The sequence below is a fragment of the Alteracholeplasma palmae J233 genome (assembly GCF_000968055.1).
Classification (GTDB): Bacteria; Bacillota_I; Bacilli_A; order Acholeplasmatales; family Acholeplasmataceae; genus Alteracholeplasma; species Alteracholeplasma palmae.
Window position 1 is genome coordinate 1,453,879 of the sequence record NC_022538.1, and the last position, 24,534, is coordinate 1,478,412.

20 protein-coding genes, 15 tRNA genes, 3 rRNA genes and 1 other RNA gene are annotated in these 24,534 nt (G+C 34.3%); all 39 read right to left on the reverse strand.

Translation table 11 applies throughout. The features are described from left to right. Positions 1–31: 31 nt before the first annotated feature. The 39 genes from rpsJ to BN854_RS06985 all read right to left on the reverse strand — a co-directional run bounded on the left by rpsJ (position 32) and on the right by BN854_RS06985 (position 24,533). Positions 32–340, reverse strand: a complete 309-nt coding sequence (gene rpsJ, locus BN854_RS06805) for a 30S ribosomal protein S10 (protein ID WP_030003811.1) — start codon at positions 338–340, stop codon at positions 32–34. Positions 341–528: 188 nt separating this feature from the next. Next, a complete protein-coding gene (locus BN854_RS06810; RefSeq protein WP_030003812.1) occupies positions 529–1,947 on the reverse strand; it encodes a putative PEP-binding protein in 1,419 nt (472 codons plus the stop codon). Positions 1,948–2,064: 117 nt separating this feature from the next. Beyond that, positions 2,065–2,502 carry a MarR family winged helix-turn-helix transcriptional regulator gene (locus BN854_RS06815; protein ID WP_030003813.1) on the reverse strand — a complete coding sequence of 146 codons (438 nt, stop codon included), beginning with the start codon at positions 2,500–2,502 and terminating at the stop codon, positions 2,065–2,067. A 17-nt stretch (positions 2,503–2,519) separates the two neighbouring features. Continuing rightward, positions 2,520–3,371, reverse strand: coding sequence for a DegV family protein (locus BN854_RS07580; RefSeq protein WP_030003814.1), 852 nt, complete (start codon positions 3,369–3,371; stop codon positions 2,520–2,522). A 138-nt stretch (positions 3,372–3,509) separates the two neighbouring features. Further along, positions 3,510–3,585: transfer RNA gene (locus BN854_RS06825), tRNA-Asp, on the reverse strand. A gap of 40 nt (positions 3,586–3,625) precedes the next feature. Continuing rightward, a complete protein-coding gene (locus tag BN854_RS06830; RefSeq protein WP_030003815.1) occupies positions 3,626–4,477 on the reverse strand; it encodes an NAD(P)-dependent oxidoreductase in 852 nt (283 codons plus the stop codon). 154 nt (positions 4,478–4,631) lie between these two features. Then, a tRNA-Phe gene (locus BN854_RS06835) sits at positions 4,632–4,707 on the reverse strand. A gap of 7 nt (positions 4,708–4,714) precedes the next feature. Next, a tRNA-Asp gene (locus BN854_RS06840) sits at positions 4,715–4,790 on the reverse strand. 4 nt (positions 4,791–4,794) lie between these two features. After that, a tRNA-Met gene (locus BN854_RS06845) sits at positions 4,795–4,871 on the reverse strand. A 55-nt stretch (positions 4,872–4,926) separates the two neighbouring features. Then, a tRNA-Ser gene (locus BN854_RS06850) sits at positions 4,927–5,017 on the reverse strand. 22 nt (positions 5,018–5,039) lie between these two features. After that, positions 5,040–5,116, reverse strand: a tRNA-Ile gene (locus tag BN854_RS06855). Between the two features lie 4 nt (positions 5,117–5,120). Then, a tRNA-Met gene (locus tag BN854_RS06860) sits at positions 5,121–5,197 on the reverse strand. A gap of 45 nt (positions 5,198–5,242) precedes the next feature. Continuing rightward, positions 5,243–5,318: transfer RNA gene (locus BN854_RS06865), tRNA-Ala, on the reverse strand. Positions 5,319–5,323: 5 nt separating this feature from the next. Continuing rightward, positions 5,324–5,408 (reverse strand) — tRNA-Leu (locus tag BN854_RS06870). Between the two features lie 20 nt (positions 5,409–5,428). Continuing rightward, a tRNA-Lys gene (locus tag BN854_RS06875) sits at positions 5,429–5,504 on the reverse strand. Between the two features lie 6 nt (positions 5,505–5,510). Next, a tRNA-Thr gene (locus tag BN854_RS06880) sits at positions 5,511–5,586 on the reverse strand. A gap of 15 nt (positions 5,587–5,601) precedes the next feature. After that, positions 5,602–5,677: transfer RNA gene (locus BN854_RS06885), tRNA-Val, on the reverse strand. 21 nt (positions 5,678–5,698) lie between these two features. Next, a 5S ribosomal RNA gene (gene rrf, locus BN854_RS06890) occupies positions 5,699–5,806 on the reverse strand. A 35-nt stretch (positions 5,807–5,841) separates the two neighbouring features. Further along, positions 5,842–8,677 (reverse strand): 23S ribosomal RNA (locus BN854_RS06895). A gap of 51 nt (positions 8,678–8,728) precedes the next feature. Next, positions 8,729–8,804, reverse strand: a tRNA-Ala gene (locus BN854_RS06900). A gap of 6 nt (positions 8,805–8,810) precedes the next feature. Further along, positions 8,811–8,887: transfer RNA gene (locus BN854_RS06905), tRNA-Ile, on the reverse strand. A gap of 118 nt (positions 8,888–9,005) precedes the next feature. Next, positions 9,006–10,520 (reverse strand): 16S ribosomal RNA (locus BN854_RS06910). Together the 16S, 23S and 5S rRNA genes with 14 tRNA genes alongside form the textbook arrangement of a ribosomal RNA operon. A 206-nt stretch (positions 10,521–10,726) precedes the next feature. Further along, a tRNA-Tyr gene (locus BN854_RS06915) sits at positions 10,727–10,810 on the reverse strand. Between the two features lie 114 nt (positions 10,811–10,924). Further along, positions 10,925–11,095 carry a DUF951 domain-containing protein gene (locus BN854_RS07800; protein ID WP_030003816.1) on the reverse strand — a complete coding sequence of 57 codons (171 nt, stop codon included), beginning with the start codon at positions 11,093–11,095 and terminating at the stop codon, positions 10,925–10,927. Further along, positions 11,096–11,938: a ParB/RepB/Spo0J family partition protein gene (locus tag BN854_RS06920; RefSeq protein WP_030003817.1), complete on the reverse strand. Its 843-nt coding sequence runs from the start codon at positions 11,936–11,938 to the stop codon at positions 11,096–11,098. Then, positions 11,925–12,698 carry a ParA family protein gene (locus BN854_RS07905; RefSeq protein WP_030003818.1) on the reverse strand — a complete coding sequence of 258 codons (774 nt, stop codon included), beginning with the start codon at positions 12,696–12,698 and terminating at the stop codon, positions 11,925–11,927. Before BN854_RS07905 ends, BN854_RS06920 begins: the two co-directional genes overlap by 14 nt. 12 nt (positions 12,699–12,710) lie before the next feature. Next, on the reverse strand, positions 12,711–13,403 hold the full coding sequence (rsmG, locus tag BN854_RS07910; RefSeq protein WP_030003819.1) for a 16S rRNA (guanine(527)-N(7))-methyltransferase RsmG: 693 nt from the start codon (positions 13,401–13,403) through the stop codon (positions 12,711–12,713). Further along, positions 13,390–15,282, reverse strand: coding sequence for a tRNA uridine-5-carboxymethylaminomethyl(34) synthesis enzyme MnmG (mnmG, locus tag BN854_RS06935; RefSeq protein ID WP_231854650.1), 1,893 nt, complete (start codon positions 15,280–15,282; stop codon positions 13,390–13,392). Before mnmG ends, rsmG begins: the two co-directional genes overlap by 14 nt. After that, a complete protein-coding gene (tkt, locus tag BN854_RS06940) occupies positions 15,263–17,206 on the reverse strand; it encodes a transketolase (protein ID WP_030003821.1) in 1,944 nt (647 codons plus the stop codon). The genes mnmG and tkt overlap by 20 nt, the downstream gene beginning before the upstream one ends. Then, entirely contained in the window at positions 17,196–17,873 is a 678-nt protein-coding gene (locus BN854_RS06945; protein ID WP_030003822.1) for a hypothetical protein, read from the reverse strand. The genes tkt and BN854_RS06945 overlap by 11 nt, the downstream gene beginning before the upstream one ends. A 165-nt stretch (positions 17,874–18,038) precedes the next feature. Beyond that, positions 18,039–20,864, reverse strand: a complete 2,826-nt coding sequence (locus BN854_RS07510; protein WP_030003823.1) for an ABC transporter ATP-binding protein/permease — start codon at positions 20,862–20,864, stop codon at positions 18,039–18,041. 32 nt (positions 20,865–20,896) lie between these two features. Continuing rightward, positions 20,897–20,990: signal recognition particle sRNA small type (ffs, locus tag BN854_RS07585), an RNA gene on the reverse strand. A 9-nt stretch (positions 20,991–20,999) separates the two neighbouring features. After that, complete coding sequence (locus BN854_RS06955) at positions 21,000–21,458, reverse strand: nucleoside deaminase (protein ID WP_030003824.1); 459 nt, start codon at positions 21,456–21,458, stop codon at positions 21,000–21,002. Continuing rightward, positions 21,455–22,033 carry a thymidine kinase gene (locus BN854_RS06960; protein WP_030003825.1) on the reverse strand — a complete coding sequence of 193 codons (579 nt, stop codon included), beginning with the start codon at positions 22,031–22,033 and terminating at the stop codon, positions 21,455–21,457. Before BN854_RS06960 ends, BN854_RS06955 begins: the two co-directional genes overlap by 4 nt. Positions 22,034–22,153: 120 nt before the next feature. Continuing rightward, positions 22,154–22,369: a 50S ribosomal protein L31 gene (gene rpmE / locus BN854_RS06965; protein ID WP_030003826.1), complete on the reverse strand. Its 216-nt coding sequence runs from the start codon at positions 22,367–22,369 to the stop codon at positions 22,154–22,156. Positions 22,370–22,457: 88 nt separating this feature from the next. After that, positions 22,458–23,219: a class I SAM-dependent methyltransferase gene (locus BN854_RS06970; RefSeq protein WP_030003827.1), complete on the reverse strand. Its 762-nt coding sequence runs from the start codon at positions 23,217–23,219 to the stop codon at positions 22,458–22,460. A gap of 3 nt (positions 23,220–23,222) precedes the next feature. Next, positions 23,223–23,555, reverse strand: coding sequence for a cupin domain-containing protein (locus tag BN854_RS06975; protein WP_030003828.1), 333 nt, complete (start codon positions 23,553–23,555; stop codon positions 23,223–23,225). Further along, entirely contained in the window at positions 23,548–24,090 is a 543-nt protein-coding gene (locus BN854_RS06980; protein ID WP_030003829.1) for a Gx transporter family protein, read from the reverse strand. Before BN854_RS06980 ends, BN854_RS06975 begins: the two co-directional genes overlap by 8 nt. Beyond that, complete coding sequence (locus BN854_RS06985) at positions 24,087–24,533, reverse strand: NusG domain II-containing protein (RefSeq protein ID WP_030003830.1); 447 nt, start codon at positions 24,531–24,533, stop codon at positions 24,087–24,089. Before BN854_RS06985 ends, BN854_RS06980 begins: the two co-directional genes overlap by 4 nt. Between the last annotated feature and the right edge of the window lies 1 nt (position 24,534).

Sequence of the window (24,534 nt, forward strand, 5' to 3'; positions counted from 1 at the left end):
GCTGTTCCTCTTTCTTTTTATTTATTATAAATTATTTTTTTAATACGATATCGATACCTGATGGTAAATCAATATGCATTAGAGCGTCAATCGTTTTTGAATTTGGATTAACGATTTGGATTAAACGTTTATGCGTACGACGTTCAAATTGTTCACGTGAAGTTTTATTAACGTGTGGTGAACGTAAAATTGTGAAGATTTCCTTCTTTGTAGGTAGTGGTACTGGTCCATTAACTGTTGCACCTGTTTTAACTACGCTTTCAACAATTTTCTTAGCAGCTTGATCAATTAGTCTGTGATCATAAGCTTTTAAACGAATCTTAATTACTTCTTTTGCCATTTTTTTGTCTCCTTCCGCCTATATTCTGTTTGCATAGACTTGCTCCTTGAGAAAACCCGACCTTAGACAACGGCTATCCGTGTATCGGCAACCTCTCAAATCACAGCCAACTCATAATTACATGAGCCTTTCTATTATACAAAAAAAAAGCCTATATTGCAAGACTTTTTCTATATAAAATACTATTTTTATATTTTATCGCTATTTATAAGTTGATTATATTCGTTTAAGCAATCGACAGTAATAATAAAATTTTTATATCCCATTTTAAACGTTTTTAATAGTATTTCTTTATTTTTCAAGAGTTTACCCATAATATAATCAGGTTTATTTCTTAATCTTGAATGTTGATGGATTTCTCTTACCTCATTCATAAAATCATTTTTAAACTCTGACAAATTAATATAGTCTTTTTCTTCATATAATTCATTATAAAGTTTTTTTGTATCTAATATAAGAAAATCAAAAGGCTTATAATGTTTCAAATACTCATAAACAACCTCGTTATCTATCATGATACCTACTTCAAGTAATTGTTCATATGGGTATAGTTTCAAGCTTGATTCAATTAAATGTCTATAAAAGATATAATCTTGATCATTTGTAATTGAAGGAAAGACAACTTTCACATTACAATTCTTGCTAATTTCATTGATACAATATAATTCTAACTCATACATAGAGTAATGCCTTGATAAAATATGTGGGTGTAATCTTGCATCTTCTTCTATGCCTAAATACTGATAGATTAATTGTTGATCTGGAAATATAATGATTAATTCTCTTCCAGGAAAAGCATCTATTATTTTATTATATTCTTCTATTCTATCTTTTTTAGTTACTACAAGATTTTGTCTGAGATACATATTTTCTGTCCTAATTAAAATTGCATCTACTAAATCTTTATTTTCTATTTTTTCAATTTCTTTAATGCTGCTTAACTCTACACCTATTTTTCCTTTGCGTATTTTTCTAGCATAATATAACACTTCTTTTCTTAACTGATCGTTATCTGTAAAAACTAATTGCTCTTCAGGATATTTAGCATTTGAATCAAACTCATATAATTCTTTGGGTTCTTTAGGGTCTACCAAGTTAATCTCTTCTATATTTTGTGGAAGGTTTATGATATGTTGTGGTGTTGCGTTTTTTAATGTTAATTTAATTATCTTATCATAAGGTAATTGCATAATCATAAAAACTCTTTCTATTTGATAAATAAACCTTTTGAAAGATGTGTTTATAATTTCAAGTCCTGATAAAATATTGTATTGTGTTTTTTCAACACAAGTTTCTTTAATAACTTCATGAATAATTAAATCCCATTTTTTGAATAACTGTTCTTTTAAATTTGTTGTTTTAAAAAACTCTTTTTCATCTAGTGCTTTCATTAATCTATTATAGGCTTCTTGTAAAACTGTTATGTCATTAATACAATTATTCTTTTGATAGTAGCCCAATCTAGTTAACCAAAACAATCTTTCGATTTCTCTTTTTATCACTAATTTTATCCATTTTTTCTTTTCTTTGATAGCTGTTTTATCTTTATCTATTAATTCTTCTACATCAATAGAAATAACTACATAGTTGCCATGCTTATCTGTCATTTATTGTTATCTCCTTTTTTTACCTTCCATATATTATATATATTTCCTTTTCTTAAAGCCATCATTTTTTTGTGCAGCCCCTTTTTTTATAAAAAAAAAGACGCTTTTTAGCATCTTTCAATATTTATCTTTAAAATAAAGTCTAATACTATCTAAAGATTTCATGAGAGCTTCATCTTTATCAAGTTCAAGTTCTTTAAATATAGAATCAATCATTTCATCATGAAACTCATCATGGATGACTAAGACTTTTAATGCTTCTTCTGTTAATTTAAGATAAACTTTTCTTCTATCTTCCTCATCACGATACCTATAGACATATCCTTTTTTGACAAGAACGTTTACTGAAGTGGTTAGGGTTCCTAATGTTACTCTAAGTTTTTTAGCAACGCTTCCCATTGTGGTGTCAGATACATTTCTAATGGCCTCAAGAACATGAACTTCTGTCATGGAAAGTGTAACACCTCTATGTCTTAAAGTAGTTTCTTCTATACTTAAGATATGATTAAACACCTCAACTAGTAGTTCATTAATAATTTCTTTTGACTTTGCCATTTTTGTATCATCCTTCCTCAATCTAATTCAACATACCCTATGCCCATTGCCCCTGGTCCAGTATGAGCTCCTACTACTGGGGTTAACGGTAATAAAGTAACTTCAGCTTTTGGATTTTGTTTTTGTATTCTTTCTTTTTGTTCTAATGCTAGTTTTTCATCTAGTGTATAAAGGATAAAGGCTCTAATATTTTCTTTTCCTTTTATGCCATCTAAAACATTTCTCACTAAGGCTTCTTGTGCTTTAGCAGTTGTTCTAATTTTTTCAAATGGAATAAGCTTTCCATCCACAATTTTTAAAATAGGTTTAATTTTTAGTAATGTTCCTAAAAAACCGCTTGTTTGTGATAATCTACCATTTTTTACTAAATACTTTAATGTATCCACTAAAAAGAATATATTTATATTATCTCTTATTTTCTCTAATTTTTCAACAATTATAGACGCTTCCAAGCCATCTTTAATCATTTTCTCTGCTTCTAGTGCTAATAAAGCTTCTCCGAATGAAGCTGACATAGAATCAACTACATGAACGTTAATCCCCTCAACCATACTCTTAGCTAATATGCATCCTTGATAAGAACCTGATAACTTTGATGATACCGCGATGACTATCACATCGGTATATCCTTCACTTTTAAGTTTTTCATAACTTTCAGCAACTTTCCCCGCTGATGCTTGTGATGTTGAGATATCCGCATTTGGTTTATCTAGCATCATCTGATAAAAATCATTTGCTTTAATTTCTGTGTGATCTATATATTCTTTTCCGTCAAAGTGTACTGTTAGTCTTAAAACCTCTATTGGTATGTTTAATTTTACGTAATCTATTCCTGATGTAGATGTAATTGCTAATGCTATTTTCTTCAATTTTGTTTCTCCTTCAAAATATTTGAATATCAAAGTATTCTTTAATATAATAACATACTTTTTCATTATTTCAAGTAAAATAAAAGAAAAAAGACTTATAACTGCATTTACAGCTAAAAGTCTTGTTGTATATATAAATGGCGGTCCGGACGGGATTTGAACCCGCGATCTCCTGCGTGACAGGCAAGCATGTTAACCCCTACACCACCGGACCATGCCATTTAATTGTATCAAATTTATTGACTAAAAGTCAATTATTTATTACTATTTTCTAGATAATATTTTATAATTGCTTGAGTTCCTAGATCACCTAGATTTTTCTCATTTAATATATGATAAATATCTCTAACTTGTTTAACAACAAGAGGTGAAAAATCAGCTTCTTCTATAATTAAATTTAAGTCTTTTAAAAAGTGTTTGATATAAAAGCCTGGATCTGTATTTCCTGATATCATTTTAGGTCCGTTATTGATTGCTTGCCAAGAGGTTGCTGATCCGCCCGATATCACACTAAGCATTTTATCAACGTCTAAAGATTTTTCTTTAGCATAGACAAGGCTTTCAGCTAAGGCACCTATTGTACCAGCGATTGCTGCTTGGTTAGCAAGTTTAGCATGCTGTCCATTACCAGCATGACCCATAAAATTAATTGTTTTACCTAATTTTTCAAAAATTGTTAATACTTTAGAAAATACTTTTTCATCTCCCCCAACCATAATAGATAAAGTAGCGTTAATAGCGCCTAAATCTCCACCTGTTACAGGGGCATCTAATAAATCAAAACCTTTTTCTTTTCCTTCTAAGTACAACTCTTTAGCAAGTGTTGGTGATGAGGTTGTCATATCAACAATGATTGTGCCTTTTTTAGCATGTTTAAATACTTCTGTTGTAACTTCTTTCACATCTTTAGGATATCCTACAATAGTAAACACTATATCAGCATCTTTAACACACTCGTTAATTGATTTGCATACTGTTACATCGTTTTTTAATTCAAGAGCTCTTTCATAAGTTCTGTTGTAAACAGATACATCGTATCCAGCTTTTTTTAAATTAAGCGCCATTGGTTTACCCATAACACCTGTTCCAATCCATGCAATTTTCATAGCTACCTCCAAGTTATTTATATACTATATTATATACCAATTTTATAGTTTGCTCTATTAATTAATCCTTAAACATTAACTCTTATTATTAAAAAATAGCAATTAAGCATAAAAAAAACCATCTATTAAGACGGTTTTTGTTTATTTATATTAGTGGTGGCTCCGGACGGAATTGAACCGCCGACACGAGGCTCTTCAGGCCACTGCTCTACCAACTGAGCTACAGAGCCAAACTAATGGCGGTCCGGACGGGATTTGAACCCGCGATCTCCTGCGTGACAGGCAAGCATGTTAACCCCTACACCACCGGACCATTTTGGTTGCGGGAGAAGGATTTGAACCAACGACCTTCGGGTTATGAGCCCGACGAGCTACCAGACTGCTCTATCCCGCGATATTATTATACTACATATTTAATTGATTCGTTAATTTCTACCCAGAAAATTAACTGGCGGAGGAAGAGGGATTCGAACCCCCGCGCCTTTTACAGCCTGTCGGTTTTCAAGACCGATCCCTTCAGCCGGACTTGGGTATTCCTCCGTAAGTGTATCTATAAGTGATATGGTGGACCCGGTAGGACTCGAACCTACGGCCGACCGGTTATGAGCCGGTAGCTCTAACCAACTGAGCTACGGGTCCTTATTGGTAGCGGCGGGGGGGATCGAACCCACGACCTCACGGGTATGAACCGTGCACTCTAGCCAGCTGAGCTACGCCGCCATATCAATATATTTCATTCGTACATGTTCATTGCAAAAATTAAATTGGTGGAGCTTAGCGGGATCGAACCGCTGACCTCCTGCGTGCAAGGCAGGCGCTCTCCCAGCTGAGCTAAAGCCCCAAAAATGGTACCTGAAGTCGGACTTGAACCGACACGGCGTAAGCCACAGGATTTTAAGTCCTGCGTGTCTACCGATTCCACCATTCAGGCATACTGGTATAAAAAATAAATGGTGTCCCGTGAAAGATTCGAACTTTCGACACCTTGATTAAAAGTCAAGTGCTCTACCGACTGAGCTAACGGGACGTGTAGTGGTGCCGAAAACAGGAATTGAACCCGCAACCTACTGATTACAAGTCAGTTGCTCTACCAATTGAGCTATTTCGGCATTTGATAATTTAAATGGTGGAGGATGACGGGCTCGAACCGCCGACCCTCTGCTTGTAAGGCAGATGCTCTCCCAACTGAGCTAATCCTCCATATTAATTTTTAGAGATACTGCCTGGCAACGTCCTATCTTCGCACACTGTACTATTTTCGGCGCTGAAGTGCTTAACTGCTGTGTTCGGTATGGGAACAGGTGTTTCCACTTCGCCATCGTCACCAGACATCTCTCAAAACTAGATAAATTCTATTAAAAGTATAGGTTAAGTCCTCGATCTATTAGTACTGGTCAGCTAAATACCTCACGGCACTTACACACCCAGCCTATCAACCTCATCGTCTATAAGGGATCTTACTAATTGGGAAATCTCATCTTAAGGTAGGCTTCACGCTTAGATGCTTTCAGCGTTTATCCTTTCCATACATAGCTACCCAGCTATGGCCCTGGCAGGCCAACTGGTACACCAGCGGTATGTCCATCCCGGTCTTCTCATACTAGGGACAGCTCCCTTCAAATTTCCAACGCCCACGACGGATAGAGACCGAACTGTCTCACGACGTTCTGAACCCAGCTCGCGTGCCGCTTTAATGGGCGAACAGCCCAACCCTTGGAACCTTCTCCAGCTCCAGGATGCGACGAGCCGACATCGAGGTGCCAAACCGCTTCGTCGCTGTGAACGCTTGGAAGCGATAAGCCTGTTATCCCCAGGGTAGCTTTTATCCGTTGAGTCACGGCCCTTCCATTCGGTACCGTAAGATCACTAAGTCCGACTTTCGTCCCTGATCGACTTGTAGGTCTCTCAGTCAAGCTCACTTCTGCCTTTACGCTCTACGAATGATTTCCGACCATTCTGAGTGAACCTTCGAGCGCCTCCGTTACTCTTTAGGAGGCGACCGCCCCAGTCAAACTGCCCACCAGACACTGTCCCCCGCAATCCACTTGCGCGGGTTAGACACTAGATGCACGAAGGGTGGTATCCCAACGGTGACTCCATCGAAACTAGCGTTCCAATTTCTCAGTCTCCCACCTATCCTGTACATCTTACACCCAATGTCAATATCAAGTTACAGTAAAGCTCCATGGGGTCTTTTCGTCCTGTCGCGGGTAGCCGGCGTTTTCACCGGCAGCTTGATTTCACCGAGTCTCTTGTTGAGACAGTGCCCAAATCGTTACGCCTTTCGTGCGGGTCGGAACTTACCCGACAAGGAATTTCGCTACCTTAGGACCGTTATAGTTACGGCCGCCGTTTACTGGGACTTCAATTCAATGCTTCACTTGCGTTGACATCTCCTCTTAATCTTCCAGCACCGGGCAGGCGTCAGCCCCTATACTTCACCTTACGGTTTTGCAGAGACCTGTGTTTTTGATAAACAGTCGCTTGGGCCTATTCTCTGCGACTTTTCTTTTTCATTAAAAGTCCTCCTTATCCCGAAGTTACGGAGTCATTTTGCCGAGTTCCTTAACAAGAGTTTTCTCGCGCGTCTTAGTATACTCTACCCACCCACCTGTGTCGGTTTACGGTACGGGTAGTTTACAAATTAGCCATAGAAGCTTTTCTCGAGAGTTTGATATCGTCATCATTACTTTCTTACCTTGCCCTTAGAGTATGCGGATTTGCCTACATACAAGACTCAGTCTTTCTACCCCAATCCATTAAGGGGCGATGCTAACCTCCTCTGTCACTCCATCAGTTTGTAAACTAGTGCAGGAATCTCTACCTGCTGTCCATCGGCTACGCTCTTCAGCCTCACCTTAGGACCCGACTAACCCAGGGCGGACGAACCTTCCCCTGGAAACCTTGGGTTTTCGACGGATAGGATTCTCACCTATCTTTTCGTTACTTACACCGGCATTCTCACTTCTAACCGCTCCACCACTCCTCACGATATGGCTTCTTCGCTGTTAGAACGCTCCCCTACCACTTAAAATTTCTTTTAAATCCGCAGCTTCGGTATGATGCTTAGCCCCGGTACATTTTCGGCGCAGAGTCATTCGACTAGTGAGCTATTACGCACTCTTTAAAGGATGGCTGCTTCTAAGCCAACCTCCTAGTTGTTTGGACATCTCCACTTCCTTTTCCACTTAGCATCAATTTTGGGACCTTATCTGGCGGTCTGGGCTCTTTCCCTTTTGACCACGGACCTTATCACCCGTAGTCTGACTGCTGAACATGTTTTATAACATTCGGAGTTTGATTGAGTTCAGTACCCCGAGGTGGGGCCATCACACATTCAGTGCTCTACCTTCATAAAACTTACATTTCAACGCTAGCCCTAAAGCTATTTCGGGGAGAACCAGCTATCTCTGAGTTCGATTGGAATTTCACCCCTAGCCACAAGTCATCCAAACACTTTTTAACGTGTCCTGGTTCGGTCCTCCATTTAGTCTTACCTAAACTTCAACCTGCTCATGGCTAGCTCACCCAGTTTCGGGTCTACAACATTCAACTTAACGCCCTATTCAGACTCGCTTTCGCTTCGGCTCCACTCCTTCAAGCTTAACCTTGCTAAATATCGTAACTCGCCGGTTCATTCTACAAAAGGCATGCCATCACCCATTAACGGGCTCTGACTAATTGTAAGCACACAGTTTCAGGATCTATTTCACTCCCCTCCCGGGGTTCTTTTCACCTTTCCCTCACGGTACTGGTTCACTATCGGTCACTAAGTAGTATTTAGCCTTACGAGATGGTCCTCGCATCTTCCGACAAGATTTCTCGTGTCTCGCCGTACTTTCTGATACTCTAGTCTTTACGCTTCGATTACAGGACTTTCACCTTCTTTGGTTAACCTTCCCAAGTTATTCTTCTCACATAAAGTTTTGTAACTATTATAGTATCTGGCTCCTCCGCGTTCGCTCGTCGCTACTAGCAGAATCGTTTTTACTTTCTTTTCCTGCAGCTAATTAGATATTTCAGTTCACTGCGTTTCCCTTCCATTGCTGGATACCATGTCTTCCACATGGTGGGTTCCCCCATTCGGACACCCATGGATCATCGCGTACTTACCGCTTCCCATGGAATTTCGCTGTTAGTTGCGTCCTTCATCGGCTCTTAGTGCCAAGGCATTCACTGTGCGCCCTTTGTTCCTTAACCTATATTTCTTTTCTTTTAACAGAATTTTATCTACTTTTCAAAGATCTCTTTTGGTGGAGCTTAGCGGGATCGAACCGCTGACCTCCTGCGTGCAAGGCAGGCGCTCTCCCAGCTGAGCTAAAGCCCCAAATAATGGTGGGCCTAAATGGACTTGAACCATCGACCTCACGCTTATCAGGCGTGCGCTCTAACCACCTGAGCTATAGGCCCGTTATTTATATAACTTGCTTTGCTGCCACCGTAGAAACACTAAATATTAATTATAGTCTTTCAAAACTGAATATGATGAGTAATTTGGTTGTTGCATTTTTAATGCCTTTCTCCTTAGAAAGGAGGTGATCCATCCCCACCTTCCGGTAGGGATACCTTGTTACGACTTAACCCCAATCATCAACCCTACCTTAAACGGCTCCCTCCTTACGGTTAGGCCACCGGCTTTGGGTATTGCTGACTTTCGTGGTTTGACGGGCGGTGTGTACAAACCCCGAGAACGTATTCACCGCGACTTGCTGATTCGCGATTACTAGCGATTCCAACTTCATGAAGTCGAGTTGCAGACTTCAATCCGAACTGAGACTGCTTTTATGGGTTTCGCTCCAGATCACTCTTTCGCTTCCCTTTGTTTCAGCCATTGTATCACGTTTGTAGCCCAGGTCATAAGGGGCATGATGATTTGACGTCATCCCCACCTTCCTCCAGTTTATCACTGGCAGTCTCGCTAGAGTCCCCAACTTAATGATGGTAACTAGCAATAAGGGTTGCGCTCGTTGCGGGACTTAACCCAACATCTCACGACACGAGCTGACGACAACCATGCACCACCTGTACATCTGTTAGCCTCCTCTATATCTCTATAGACTTGCAGAGTATGTCAAGACCTGGTAAGGTTTTTCGTGTATCCTCGAATTAAACAACATGATCCACCGCTTGTGCGGGGTCCCGTCAATTCCTTTAAGTTTCATACTTGCGTACGTACTACTCAGGCGGAGTACTTATTGCGTTAACTACAGCACTGAATTTCTCCAACACTTAGTACTCATCGTTTACGGCGTGGACTACCAGGGTATCTAATCCTGTTTGCTCCCCACGCTTTCGTGCATCAGCGTCAGTATAGACCCAGCAAGCCGCCTTCGCCACTGGTGTTCCTCCATATATTTACGCATTTTACCGCTACACATGGAATTCCACTTGCCTCTATCTCACTCTAGCCTATCAGTTTCTAAAGCATCACAGCGTTGAGCACTGCACTTATACCTCAGACTTAATAGACCGCCTACGCACCCTTTACGCCCAATAATTCCGGATAACGCTTGCCCCCTATGTATTACCGCGGCTGCTGGCACATAGTTAGCCGGGGCTTATTCATTAGGTACCGTCATTCTGGTTTTTCCACCAGCCATTCTTCCCTAATAAAAGAACTTTACGTACCGAAGTACTTCTTCGTTCACGCGGCGTTGCTCGTTCAGGGTTTCCCCCATTGACGAAAATTCCCTACTGCTGCCTCCCGTAGGAGTTTGGGCCGTGTCTCAGTCCCAATGTGGCCGTTCAACCTCTCAGTCCGGCTACGCATCATCGTCTTGGTAAGCCTTTACCTCACCAACTAACTAATGCGCCGCAGGCCCCTCCCTAAGCATACCCAAAGGTCTTTTAAAGTATTCAAGATGCCTCAAATACTCCTATCCAGTCTTAGCAGTCGTTTCCAACTGTTATCCTCGTCTTAGGGGCAGGTTACCTACGTGTTACTCACCCGTTCGCCACTAGAGTACAAGTACTCTCGTTCGACTTGCATGTATTAGGCACGCCGCCAGCGTTCATCCTGAGCCAGGATCAAACTCTCCAAAAATTTATTTTTGTAATTGTTTTTCTTAACTCATTTTGTTTTGCGTTATCTTTATAACGCGTTATCCTTACTCATCATCATTCAGTTTTCAAAGACTTAATTGCTTGCTCGCTATTTCTAACGCGCTTATTCATTTTATCATTATAAAACACCCTTGTCAAGCATGATTTTCACATTTTTTTCAAGGATTGTTTTTTAACAATTCAAGATGGTGGAGGGGGACAGATTCGAACTGTCGAACCGTTAGGAACAGATTTACAGTCTGCCGCGTTTAGCCACTTCGCTACCCCTCCAAATTCACTTGCCTAATCATTCTATCGCATCAAAGATAAAAAATCAACACTTTTTTAAAACTTTTTTCTTTTTTTTGCTTTTTCTCTATACTATTTATAAAGAAGAGGTGAAAATCAGTCTTTTTTAATGATTTTTTTGTCTAATTCTCGTTTTGGAAGCATAATTTCTCGTTGACAATTCGTACAAACAAGTTTGATGTCTGCACCTATTCTTTTGACTTCCCATTCATTTTTACCACAGGCGTGGTTCTTTTTTGTATATATTTTTTCACCTATGCTATACATTTAGTAATCATCCTTTAATAAAATATTAATAATATCATTTATTTTTTCTTCTGTTAATTTAGAAATAACTATTTTATTAGTAAATATTTTAGCTGAAACTTGATATTTTTCTTTAATTTTCTTTTCGTATTTTTGAAAAATTTCAGGTTTTCTTTGAACTTTTATTTTTTTAGCTTTACTTTCTCTTTGAGTTAGTTCTTCAATTTGTCTAACAGATAAATTTTCATTAATAATTTTTTTAGCTAGTTGTATGATTTTTTCTGAATCTTCTAGCTTTGATAAAGCCCTTGCGTGGCCCATAGATAGTTTATTTTCTAACATCATTTGCTGTACTTCAGCTGGTAAATTTAATAATCCTAGCATATTTGTTACATGAGATCTGCTTTTTCCTATTTTGATTGCAAGATCATTTTGTGTAATTTCTAATTGTTTCATGATATTTAAGTAAGCTTCTGCTTCTTCAATAGCCGTTAAATCTTCTCTTTGTAAATTTTCAACAAGTGCTATTTCAGCAACCTTATCTTCTTGATATGCTCTAATGATTGCAGGAATTGTTTTTTTGCCTACTAATTGAGAAGCTCTAAATCTTCTTTCACCTGAAACAATGATATAACCTTCTTTAACTGTTTTTAAAATAATAGGTTGAAAAACACCATGTTCTTCGATTGAATTAGCCAATTCTCTTATTTTTTCAGGGTTAAAGATACGTCTTGGTTGAAAAGGGTTAGGTTTAATCTTAGAAAGCTCGACCTCTAAGACAACCTCTCCTTCTAATACTTCATCAATATGATGTTCTTTTATTAAATCTTCTAATTTTCTAGGTTTTAAGTTATTTGGCTTCATTACGTTTAATAACCTCCTTGGCAAGGGATTTATATAATTTAGATGATATTGATTTAGGTGCGTATTTTAAAACTGGTAATCCATAAGTTGGGGCAACCTGTGCCGCCACGTTATTAGTAATTATTGTTTCAAATACTTCTTTACCAAAATATCCTTTAATTTCATTAACAACTTCCCATCCAGCTTTAGTTCTTTTATCTAGCATGGTCAATAAAACACCTTCAATTAGTAATGCTCTATTGTTAACTCTTAAATCTTTTTGGACAAGTCTAATTGTATTTAGAAGTTGAGTTAATCCATCAACTGCTAAAAAATGACATTGCACAGGTATTAACACAGAATCTGCTGCATATAAAGCATTTAATGTTAATAATCCTAATGATGGTGGGCAATCGATAAGTATATAATCGTATTTATCTTTAATCTTTTGTAACTGCTTATATAAAAAGTAGTTTCTATCATCATGATCGACTAATACTTCTAGATAAGCTAGATTGATAGCCGCTGGAATCACATCTAATTTAAACTGCCCTAATGAAACAATTGTCTCTTCAAAAGTTCTTTCCCCCACTAAAACATTATAGATATTTTCATTTAATCCTCTAGTGATTCCATAGCTTGCGGTTGCGCTTGCTTGTGGGTCAAAATCTACTAGTAATATCCTTTTATTATTTTGTGCAAGTGCTGCTGCTAAGTTAACACTTGTTGTGGTTTTTCCAACGCCACCTTTTTGATTTGAAATTGCTATAATCTTTCCCATTTCCAACATCCTCTATAATCTATTCTTATTTATTTGTGCATATGGTCTTGGATATCCATTGACGTTTTGTTTTTTAACAAAAACTAAATTTGATCTAAATCCGAAGTCATATGGCAATGAAAAAGTATTTTCTTTTATTAATTCCGTTTTTAATACTTTTAATGCATTTTTGCTATCATTTAATTCTTCTTTGTAATTTGAACCTTTAGGAGCAATAAAATATCCTTTGGGTTTAACCATAGGAATACCTAGCTCTAGTATAAGTGCTAAATGACCAACAGCTCTAGCACTCACCAAATCAAATGAGTTTAAATGAGTAAGGGCAAATATCTCTGCCCTCTCATGAACTAAATTGATGTTACTTAAGTTAAGTTTTTCTGATAGTTGTTCTAAAAATTTAATTCTTTTTCCTAATGAATCAACAATTGTAACTTCTAAATGCGGATAAACGATCTTAATAGGAATACTAGGGAAACCAGCCCCTGCTCCAATATCACACATATTTTTAATTTGATTAAAATCCAAAGATGTTGTAAGCGATAATGAATCAAAGAAGTGCTTGTAATACACTTCTTTTTTGTCAGTAATCGCTGTTAAGTTAGTTATTTTATTATATTCAATTAAAAACTCATAGTATGTTTCAAATTGTTTTAGTTGTTCTTCATTTAGTACTATATCTAGTTCTTTTAAATTATCTTGAAACATTTCTGCTCTCCAAATAAACCATAAGAATAGAAATATCTGCAGGATTCACTCCAAGAATTCTAGATGCTTGACCAATTGTTTGTGGTTTTATTTTTGTTAACTTTTCTTTAGCTTCTGAAGATAAGTTATGAATAGCTTTGTAGTTTGTTTCTTCTGGTATGCTTTTAGATTCTAATCTTAAAAGTTTATCTACTTCTCTATAAGCTTTTTCAATATACCCAGCATACTTTATTTGAATTTCTACTTGTTCATAAATATCATCACTTTGATCTTCCTTAATGAAGTGTTTTAAGGTTTCTACCCCTAATTCTGGTCTTTTTAATAAATTAGATAGACTTACACCTTCATAAACTGGTGATGAAGCAACACTACTTAAATATTCTAAATTTTCTTTGTTAGGAACTACTTTAATTTCATTTGCTCTATTTAATAAGCGAGTAATAGTTTCTCTTTTATTTTCAAATTTATCATAAGTATTTTGATCAACTAGTCCTACTTGATATCCATAGTCTCTTAATCTTAAATCCGCATTATCATGTCTTAATAGTAATCTATGTTCAGCTCTTGAGGTTAAAAGTCTATAAGGTTCATGTGTACCTTTAGTAACTAAATCATCTATAAGCACACCAATATAAGCTTCGTTTCTTTTTAAAATCAATGGTTCTTTTCCACTTACTTTTAGCCCTGCATTAATTCCAGCCATTAAACCTTGACAAGCAGCTTCTTCATATCCGCTTGTTCCGTTTATTTGCCCAGCACAAAATAAATTTTTTATTTTTTTAGTTTCAAGGCTTGGGTACAGTTGTATAGGGTCAATTGCATCATATTCTATTGCATAAGCATATTTGACAATTTTAGCATTTTCTAGTCCTGGAATAGATTTTACAATTTGTTCTTGTACATATCTAGGCATACTTGTAGAAACACCTTGGATATACATTTCATCTATTTCTAAACTTTCTGGTTCAACAAAGACTTGATGTCTTTCTTTATCACTAAAACGAACTACTTTATCTTCAATAGAAGGACAGTATCTTGGTCCGATACCTTCTACATATCCACCATACATAGATGATTCATCTAAATGTTGGTTAATAATTTCATGTGTTGTTAAGTTGGTATGCGTTAAATAACATGGTTCTTGATATCCAAGTTCAGTGATTGGAGAATCAAAACTGAATGTTTGGAATTTATCATCACCAGGTTGAACTGTCATTTTAGAGTAATCTATACTATCTTTAGCAATTCTTGGCGGAGTTCCTGTTTTAAGTCTGACAACATCAAATCCTAGTTCTTTTAATTGACCACTAATACCATAAGTAGTCTTTTCTCCATTAGGTCCTGATGGTGTTTTTTCATTTCCTATTAAAACTTGGCTCGCTAAATATGTTCCTGTTGTAATAATAACTGTTTTACTATAAACTTTATTTCCATTTTGAAGTAAAACTCCCTTTACTTCATTATTTTCAATAATTAAAGTATCTACTAACTCTTCTAATAAATCTAATCCTTTAGTTGTTTTAATCAGATCAGACATGATTTTAGGATACTTCTTTTTATCTATTTGAGCTCTTAAAGCACGAACTGCAGGTCCTTTTGATGCGTTTAGCATCTTCATTTGGACTTGGCCTAAGTCTGCTGACTTAGCCATTTGTCCACCGAGTGCATCTATTTCTCTTACAACGATTCCTTTTGCAGGTCCACCAATGGATGGATTGCAAGGCAAAGAAGCGACTTTATTTAAGTCGCCTGTAATTAATACTACTTTTTTATTCATTTTGGCTAAGGCTAATGCAGCTTCGATACCTGCATGTCCACCTCCAACTACTATGCCATCATACATGTGAAACACTTCTTTTCTATAGTTTAATAAACCCATCTGCTAAATCTTGTGGTGTATAGCCGAAATGTTCTAATACTTTTTCAAGTGGCGCAGATACTCCAAATGTATTTATACCATATACATGTTGAGTATATTTGTACCAAGATAAAGGACTAGCCATTTCTACTGCTAATATTTTAACTTCTTTTGGTAAAATTGAGTCTTTATATGCTTTTTCTTGTTTTTCAAATAACTCTATTGAAGGCATACTTACTACTCTAATATCAATATTTTTTTGTTTAAGTATTTCTTTAGCTTTTAATGCTAAAGATACTTCAGATCCTGATGCTAATAAAATACCATCTAATTTTTGTTCTTCCTTAGATATAATGTATCCGCCTTTATTTACTCCTTCATAAGTAGAAGTTTCTAAATTAGGAACTGATTGTCTTGTTAATATAATTGCGGTTGGATGATCTTTTGATTCCATCGCAATTTTCCATGCCATTTTTGTTTCATTAGCATCTGCAGGTCTTAATACAACAAGATTAGGGATACTTCTTAACATCACTAATTGTTCGATTGGTTCATGCGTTGGTCCATCTTCCCCAACAGCAACCGTATCATGGGTAAATACGTAAGTCACTGGTATTTGCATAATAGATGCTAATCTAATGGCTGGTTTCATATAGTCACTAAATACGAAGAACCCACCAACAAATACTTTTAACCCACCATGTAAAACCATACCATTAGCAATTGATGCCATAGCATGTTCTCTTACACCAAAGTTAATATTTCTACCTAATCTATTTTCTTTAGTGAAATCACCATCTGCACCTTTAGCTTTAGTAGAAGCGGTAAGGTCTGCTGATCCACCAATTAAATTTGTATATGTTTTAGATAACGATTCAATTACTTTACCACTAACATTTCTAGTAGCTTCTTTTGAACCTTTTTCATATGTTGGTAATAAAGATAAATCAACTTCTGGCTGACTATAGTAGTTCATTAGTTGTTCATATTCATTATGATATTGTTCTTTATAAAGTGCTAACTCTTTGTTCCACTTGCTTTGAACTCTTTTTCCTCTATTAAGAACATTCTTTTTATAGAAATCATAAACCTCTTGATCTACTTCAAATGGTTCATTTTTATATTGTAATTTTTCTCTTAATTTTTTAGCTTCTTCAAGTCCAATTGGAGCGCCATGAACTTTACTAGTTCCTTCAATTGAAGTACCTCTACCTATAATTGTTTTCACTTCTATAATAGTAGGTTTGTCAGTTTCTTTTTTAGCCTTTTTAATTGCTTTATCAATTGATTCTAAATCTTCACCATCTGTAACTAATAAGTGTTGCCACCCCATAGCTTCAAATTTCTTTTTAGCATTATCACTATAAGCTAAAGAAGTTTTTCCATCTAACTGAATATCGTTTGAATCATATAAAACAATCAATTTAGATAGCCCAAGGTGTCCTGCTAAACTCATAGACTCCATGGTAACCCCTTCTTGTAAATCACCATCTCCACATAAAACATATGTATAGTGATCAAATATTGATAATTCTGGTTTATTGAATTTAGCTGCTAAATGAGTTTCAGCAAGCGCCATTCCTACTGCATTAGAAATACCTTGTCCTAGAGGCCCACTTGTTGTTTCAATACCGTGTGTATGTCCATACTCTGGGTGACCTGGTGTATTTCCGATTTGTCTGAAATTTTTTAAATCTTCAATAGACACTTTAAATCCTGATAAATGATTGATTGCGTATAAAAGAGCTGAACCATGTCCAGCAGACAAAATAAATCTATCCCTGTTTATCCACTTATCATCTTTAGGATTTATGTTTAAATGTTTCGTATATAAAACATGTAACATAGGTGCTGCACCTAAAACAATCCCTGGGTGTCCACTATTAGCTTTATTAATAGCATCTACCCCTAAAAAACGAATTGCATTAATTGCATTATTGTTCATCAGTCTTGTCTCCTGCTTCTTCATCTTCTACTAATTCAGCATCTACTACTTCTATTTCTTTTACTTCTTCATCTTCATTTGTAGTTTCTTCTTCTTCAAATGCAAAATATTTATCATAGTAAGCTTGTTGAGCAGTTAATAAATCTTCAAAACGTTTCTCACCTAATACATCTTTAATTTTTTGTGTTGAGTTAACATTTTCTTCTCTAATTGCTGTTCCGATTTCTTTTTGTTGTTTTCTAGTAGCAAGTAACATAGGAACAAATAAAATCGCCATACCAATTGAAAAAGCAATCATATCATTATTAATTACTTGGCTTAATAAAATAGTGGCACCTAAGGCAACTAAAACTGCTATTAAAAGAAATAGATTATATTTTTTAGTTACTTTAGCTTGTATACCGTATGCGAAAGTCATAAAATCTAACCAGATTTCATTCACTTCATTACTATATAAATCTTCAACTGTTTCGTAATATCCTTTTTCAATTAATAATTTATAATCAATTCCATTAGAAGTCCATACAGCAAATTTTCCTTTTGATGCATATCTAGCTAGAAACGGTGTTTCATCTAAATAATGAAATTCAATTTTATTTCCTTTATAGTTTTCTACTCTAAATGGTTCTCCAGTAATTCCTTTGTATATTTTAGGTAATAATTTCATTTAGTTTCCTCCGTTTATATAAGTTATCTCTTAATAGTTTTTCATTTAAATTATATCATAGTTTTATATTTATTATGTCTTTATCTATTTCTTTTTAAGTTTCGTTAAAGATGTTTAACAAAAATAAAAGCATTATAGTTTTATCTATAACACTTTTTTGATTGATTATTTACCTTTAATTGCGTCTATTGGTTTTTTCCTAGCGATACCAAAAACTGGGATTGCACTTGATAAGTAAGCAACACTCAATGAAATAATTAACATAATCCCTATTTGAATAACGCCAAAATCAAGAAAGTTAACAGATACCGCATTATAAATATTCGTATTGATATAAACCATCACTGCAGTGGTAAAAACAACTGCGATAAAGACTTCTATTAAGGCAATGATAGTAGCTTCTTTAATAAAAATGCCTTGGACATCTCTACTGCTTGCTCCAATTGCTCTTAGTATGCCTATTTCTTGCTTTTTATATGAAACACTCGTTGAAATAAAATTTAGCATTAATAATGATGCAAATAATGCAAATGCTACTCCTACCCATAAAAATACTTCAGATAAAGTAACTATTATTTTATCAAAGAAAATAACCATTGCTAAAGAAGGATTTTCAACAGTTATTTTGTCAGAATCATCTGAAAAATTTCTTTTTATTAATCCTTTTAATACATCATCACTAATTGCTTTATCCGATAGAGCAATCACCGCATCTGCTTCATAAGCATCTAAATTCTCTTTTATAAATTCACGTGTAAGAGCCATTGGACTATTAGCATCTTCTGTAAACATAAAGCCTACCGGTTTTAAGGTAAATCTTTTTATTTCAATTTGATAAGGTCCTCTTAAAATGAATTCTTCTTCCTCTAACTTTATATCTGAAGACTCCAAATAGTTGGTTTTAACTAATTCCCAAAGTTCTCTTTGTTTTGAGAAATTTGTGTTTATAGTTCTCAAAGCAAATGACACACGAAGATATTCTGTAATAGCAGTTTTTTTATCAGTAAACTTTTGGTTTAATTCTTTTGACATCTGTTCAAGCGTCATATCATCAAAAATTTGATTTACTGTATCTAAAAATTCTGGATCATCCTTAAATTCTTGATGGTATAAATTAGCAAGACTCACTTGTTTAATATACGAGTTTTTGTCACTTGGCAAAGTAGTGATTTTTTTTCCACCAGCTCCATAATACTCATACTTAACAGGATCCATAACTATAACATTATACTTATTATTTAGTCCTTGTTCTCGTAATTTTAGTCCTTTTTGCTTTATTTTTTCAATTTGATTTTTATTTACAATGAGTAAATTTCTCGGTGTATTTTGAACATAATTATTATAATTATTTTTTTTTATTAATTCAAAAAAATCATCATCGATATTAGGTTTAAGTTTTTTTATATCGTCATATTTATCATCTTTAAGATGCGTATCTATCACACCTACTATTAGATATTCTTCTTGATTGCCCATATCCATATAAAGTTTTAATTTTTCACCAATAATATCTTCTTCCGAATTTATTCTCACTTTAGTATCTTTATTATAATATCCTTTTTTTAAAAAACCTTCATATATTAAATCTGTAATAACGACTTCTTCTGAATTTTCAGGCATATTTCCAACTAATGTCCATCCTAATTTCTCTACTTCTTCTTTTGTTAAATTAACCATTCCAGAAGTATTTGAAGAGTAATATAAATCTTGTCCGTATGTGTCTAGTCTGTCTTCGGGGCTTTCTGGATAAAAATTTGCATGCTGGCGCCCTTGAAAGTATACATATTTAGTAATTAATTCACTATCCATATTTTTAATTTCTTCTAAAAGTATGTTATCTGCACCAAGTCCTATTTTAGGCTGATATATACTACTATATGTGTGTTTTAGAAATAATTCTTTTTGTTTATTTTTTAATGAATTTAAGGCTACTGTTTCTTTATTATAAAAGGATGCGGTTGTTGCCATACCTAAAAATGAAAAGGCTATTGCTGCTAAAAAAATAGAAAAGAAAAGTCTTATTTTTTTATGTTTAAGAGAGCTTAATGCCATTTTCAATGATTTGCTAAAAGGTAATTTAGATTTAATTAGTTGATATGATTCGTGTTCTTCCTTATTAGTTACTTGTTTTGTTTGAGTAAACTTTGACTGCTTTTCTTGTTTAGCTTTATTGATTTTAATTATTGGACTTTCACTTTTAATTTTATCTAAGTAATCATTAATAATATTCAAATCTTCTTTTGTTAATTTATATCCTTTTTCAATTAAAATTTGATTGTCTTCTAATACTATTTTTTCAATAGAATAATCTGAGGTAATTGTTTTTGTTTCATCACTTACTATTCTTCCATCTTTAAATTCAATAATTCTATCACCATAAGTTCTAGCAAAATCAAGATCATGTGAAATAACAATAACCAATTTTTCTTTAGATAGTTTTTTTAATGTTTCAAAAACTTGTTTTCCTGTAGCACTATCAAGCGCACCTGTTGGTTCATCTGCCATAATAATTTCTGGTTCTTTAAATAATGCACGGGCAATCGCAACCCTTTGTCTTTGACCTCCAGATAATTCATTTGGCTTTCTATTACCAAACCCTACTAAATCAACTTGTTCTAATATTCTACTAACAGACTCTGAAGTAGCTTTTTTTCCTTGAAGTTCTAAAGCTAGTCCGATATTTTGTGCAACTGTAAACTCTTCTAAAATATTATATTCTTGAAAAACAAAGCCAATCATTGTATTTCTATATGAATCAAAGTCTTTTTGACTAAAATTTTTAGTAGACTTTCCTTTGATTACTAAGTCACCTTCTGAATATTTATCCAAACCACCTATAATATTAAGTAATGTTGACTTTCCTGATCCTGATTTTCCAACTACAAAAACCATTCCTTTACCAGAAAATACTAAGTTAATACCATCTAACGCTTTTACATCTTCACCCTTTTTAGATTTATAAATTTTTGTAATATCTTTTAGTTCTAACATACTACATCCTCCCTTATTATTAAAAATACTCCCATCAAGCATCGCCATCCACATAGCAGAATGCTTATGGCTGCTTCAATCAAGACCTGACCAGTTTCACGTCTTACTATTGAATGACGATGCTTCATAGGAGTATTATTTCTTATTTTCCCTTAATTCTCTAAAAAATCTTTTTAATAATTCAGTTGATTCTTCTGCTAAAATACCACTTTCATATTCTATTTTATGATTGTACGGTAACTCTTGCAAGTTTATTATACTATCAATAGAGCCTGATTTCAAGTCTTTACTGCCATAATAGAGTGCTTTTACTCTTGATTGAATTAATGCTCCAGCACACATTAGGCAAGGCTCTAATGTGACATAAATAGAAACTTCACTTAATCTCCAACTTTGAACCTTCTTTGAAGCCTTTTCCATTACAATAAATTCTGCATGTCCACTAAATTTTTGTTTAGTTTCTCTATTATTATGTGCTCTAGCAATAATTTTTCCATCTAATACCGCAACAGCTCCAACAGGAACTTCCATTTTTTTATATGCTTTTTTGGCTTCTTTTAAAGCTTCTAGCATAAATTTTTCATGAATGTTCATTTTTCTATCTCATGAAAATGTCTTGATCTAGGTTCGTATTGTTCTTTAGCTCCTACAATAATGATTGGATCTGTTTTTTTGGCAGGTTTTCCATTAATTAATCTTTGGGTTCTTGTCGCTGGTTCTCCACTTACAACGCAGATTGCTGTAAGTTTTGTGACAAATTCTGCAATCGCTAATAATTGCGGCATGGGTCCAAATGGCTTACCTTTGAAGTCTCTATCTAAACCACCAATAATGACTCTTATGCCTCTATCAGCTAATTCATCTGCTAAATCTATGACACCATCATCTAAAAACTGAGCTTCATCAATTACAACAGCGTGTGTATCTTCTTTAATATGTTTTAAAATATCTTGACTATTATCAATTAGAATAGCTTGAGCTGATAACAGATTATGAGAAGTAATCTCTTCTTTATTAGAATATCTATTATCTATTTTAGGCTTGAATACTAATACGTTTTGCTTAGCATATTGTAATCTTTTTACTCTTCGTATCAGTTCTTCTGTTTTACCTGCGAACATAGGTCCACATACTACTTCTATAAATCCTTTATTATAAGTATGGTACATAAACATCCTCCCAATTAATATTACTTAACCTATTATATCATGTATTATTATCTTAATAATGACTTATTTTTTATATTTTGTTTAAATAAAAAACGCGAAGCTAATCGCGTTTTATTATTTTTATTTTTTGTTTTTATCGATACCGTAACGTTTGTTGAATTTGTCTACACGACCAGCAGCAACCGTGAAGTTTTGTGATCCTGTATAGAATGGGTGACAATGTCCACAAGTATCAATTCTTATTGATTTTGCAGTTGTTCCCACTTCATGTTCAGTTCCACATGTAGCACATGCAACTGTAACAACGTGGTATTCTGGATGAATTCCTTTTTTCATTTTCATTTCTCCTTCCGCCATAACATATAGTCATAGTAAGTTTAACCAATTGATATTATATCATTAGTTATTTATTTAAGCAATAGTTTTATTTTATGCTTGCCACTGCTATATATCCTAATTCTTTTTTGTATTTTTTAAACGTTTTAAACATTGTAAAAAATTGAGTTTTATTTTCCTTTTTCAATGCTCTTTTGATAATTCTAAATGTATTTATAAAACCTTCATCTTTAATCATACCAGTTGGTTTCATAAGTGACATCGGCCCATTAATTTCTGTTACTTTATCAAAATTTTGTTTTTCAAAAGTCTCAGTCCATTTACTTACTGTAAGTGGCTCAACATGCACATTGATTGCTCTTGAAAGGTTTGCTTTAATTTCTTTATTAAAGGTTTCATCATCTTTTGTTAAACAAACGTCATGTGTTAAAAGCATGCCACCTTTTTTTAAGACTCTATAATATTCGCTAATCGCTTTTTCTTTGTTTTTATCATTTTGCATAGTAAGCATTGCTTCATTAATCACAACATCAAAGCTTTCATCTTCAAATGGAAGATTAAGAGCATCTGCATAAACAAAATTAATTTTATGAGATACTTTCTTTTTTTTAGCATTTGCTTTAGCTATTTCTAAAGCATTTTTATCTATATCACAACTTGTAAGATTTAGATTATACTTTTTAGTCATTTCAATTGACGTCGTTCCCATATTACAAGCAACTTCTAAAACTTTTAAACTAGAGTTAAGCTTAGCCTCTTTTAAAAGCCATTGGGTAGCTTTTATTCCACCAGGTCTTAGTCTTTTCTTTCCTAGTGTAGCTAAGAATGTATGTCCTGCTAATTTTGCCATTACTTATTTTTCCGGAAAGATAACAGTTAATAACATTTTAAACTGTTCTTTTGCAAATAAGGCATGTGCCACATTAGCTGGCATAATGATAGATTGGTTTTCTGTTAATTCAAATATTTCATCACCAATTTCAATCACTGCACTTCCTTCAAGAATAGTTACTAAGGCATCTCCAGGAGATTTATGTTTAGTTAATCCTTCGTTTTTATCAAATGCAAAAGCAGTTAAGCTTACATTTTTATTTTGTGACAAGGTTTTACTTACAACTTGTCCTTTTTGATATACCACTTCATCTTTGAAGCTAAAAACTGTTGCGTGTTCTATATTTTTAATCATTTGTTTCTTCCTCTTTTTCTTCTACAATTTTTTTACTTTTTTGTAAACTTTGGATAAACCCAGTTTTAAGTAATTTTAACGAGATAATTCCAGTAAGAATACCTGCTGGAATACTTGTTAATAACATCACTGGTAAATATAAATAAAGTATAGTGGTCGCAAGTATTTGTGTGCCTATAAGTATTTGTCCAATTGCATGAAAAATAGAACCCATAACACTTACAGTAATCATATTAAACTTAAGTTTTTTTATCACTTGCATCACTATAACAGATAAGATACCTCCAGCTAACCCCATCATAAAGGTAATAGAAAAGGATCTTGATAATAAAGCAACCAATACTACTCTAAAAATAGTAATGATAAAAGCCTCTTTAAAACCATACATATAAAAGACAAGTAGCGTAATGATATTTGCAAACCCTATCTTTGCAGAAGGTACGGGTATAATCGGATAAAACCCTTCTAAAATACTTAAAATAATTGAGATAGCAAGCAGATTAGAAAGAATGACCATTTTTTTTAAATCTTTCATACTGCACCATCCACTAATGAATCTTCAAAAATAATACTGATACTATTAGGAGCTGATATAAGCGGTAGTCCATTACCATCATACCAACCTCTATTAACAGCTATTTGATAAGGTGACTCATCTTTCTTTATTCTAATCCTTTTTAAATTAAAATCAACATCTATATAGACTAATGTTTTTTTATTATCTACTTTATAATCGCCTAGGACAATTATTTGCTTTATATTAGGTTCATCTGTATCACTAATCACTGGATAACCTTCTTCAACATTTGTTATATTAATTTTATTGGTATTAAAATCGATTGTTGAAAGTATTTTATTTCTATAATAAACAATTGCTTGTGATCCTTCTTTTTTAGTAGGTATAGTCACTAAATAAATAACTAACGCAATGACTAACACTATGCTAATGACTACAATATCTTTTAAATATTTTTTCATC